This is a genomic window from Rhodococcus sp. PvR044 (assembly GCF_040548995.1).
Taxonomy (GTDB): Bacteria; Actinomycetota; Actinomycetes; order Mycobacteriales; family Mycobacteriaceae; genus Rhodococcus_G; species Rhodococcus_G oryzae.
The window spans coordinates 1-1,558 of record NZ_JBEPSX010000027.1 but is presented as its reverse complement, the minus strand read 5'-3'; the positions used below and the strand labels follow the sequence as shown (position 1 = coordinate 1,558).

Sequence of the window (1,558 nt, the reverse complement as noted above, 5' to 3'; positions counted from 1 at the left end):
CTATGGTGACTGAACTCGCACGGAACGAGTGACCCCCCAACACACCGCGGGCCGCGGCAGTCCCGCTCACATCAAAAGGTTGTACCCATGACCACATCGATCCCGACCGCCCCACGGCAGCAGCTCTACATCGACGGTCAGTTCACCGACGGCAGCTCAGGGACGGCCGTCGACGTGATCAGCCCCGTCACCGGCCAGCACATCGCGACCCTGCCCACCCCCTCGACCGCCGACATCGACAAGGCCATCGACGCCGCACACCGCGCCCAGCGCGAATGGGCCAAGGTCGGCGTCTGGCAGCGCGCCGAAATCTGCCACCGCATCGGCGACGAGCTCGAAAAGCGCATCGACACCCTCGCCCGCCTGCAAACCCTCGAACAGGGCAAGCCGCTCGCCGAATCGATCGCCGACGTCACCGAAGCCGCCCAACTGTTCCACCTACACGCCGAAGACGCCGTCCGCCTCCACGGCGAAACCCTGCCGTCCAACGACCAGGCCAAGCGGATGTTCACCTTCTACCGCCCCGTCGGCGTCTGGGCCATCATCACGCCCTGGAACTTCCCCCTGCTCATGCTCACCGAATTCGTCGCACCCGGCCTGGCCACCGGCAACGCCCACGTCGTCAAGCCCCCCACCCACACCTCACTGACCGTGCTCGCCGCCATGGAAGCCTTCGAAGCAGCAGGCCTACCCACCGGCCTGATCAACATCCTGCCCGGCGAAGGCACCACCGGCTCCGACCTCGTCGCCCACCCCGGCATCGACGCCATCGGCTTCATCGGCTCCTCCCAAACCGGCGCCAAAATCCAGGCCACCGCAGGCCTCAAGCGCTCGATCATGGAATGCTCCGGCAACGGACCGCTCATCGTCCTCGCCGACGCCAACATCGAAGCCGCCGCCAAAGCCGCCGCCGACGCCGCCTACTACTGCGCAGGCCAGGTCTGCTGCGCCACCGAACGCGCCCTCGTCCACGCCGACGTCCACGACCAATTCGTCGCCGCCCTCGTCGCCTACGCCGACACCATCAACCTCGGCAACCCCTTCGACCCCACCGTCAACCTCGGACCGGTCAACAACGAAGGCGTCGCCGCCAAAATGGACCGCCACATGGCCGACGCCCGCACCCGCGGCTTCGACATCCTCCACGGCGGCACCCGCCACACCGGCCACCCCACCGACCTCTACTACAACTTCACCATCGTCGACGGCGTCACCCCCGACAGCCTCCTGAGCACCGAAGAATCCTTCGGCCCCGTCGTCCCCGTCATCACCGCCAACGACGACGACGAACTCCTCCGCCTCGCCAACGCCGACGCACTCGGCCTCCAAGCCGCCGTCTTCACCGAAAACCTCACCAAGGCCTACCGATTCATCGAAGAAATCGAAGCCGGCCAAGTCATCGTCAACGACAGCACCGGATTCTGGGACATCAACATGCCCTTCGGCGGAGCCGGCGGCAAAGGCACCGGCTGGGGCCGCATCGGCGGCAAACACACCCTCCTCGACATGTCCGACCTCCGCACCGGCGTCATCCACCTGGGCCGCTGACCCACAACAC

The 1,558-nt window shown here is 66.8% G+C and carries 1 protein-coding gene; it reads left to right on the top strand.

Annotated elements, in window-relative coordinates; all coding sequences use genetic code 11:
• Positions 1-87 precede the first annotated feature (87 nt).
• The gene (locus ABIC28_RS27220; RefSeq protein WP_245221082.1) at positions 88-1,548 is read left to right on the top strand and encodes an aldehyde dehydrogenase family protein; all 1,461 of its coding nucleotides are present in this window, start codon (positions 88-90) and stop codon (positions 1,546-1,548) included.
• Positions 1,549-1,558 lie beyond the last annotated feature (10 nt).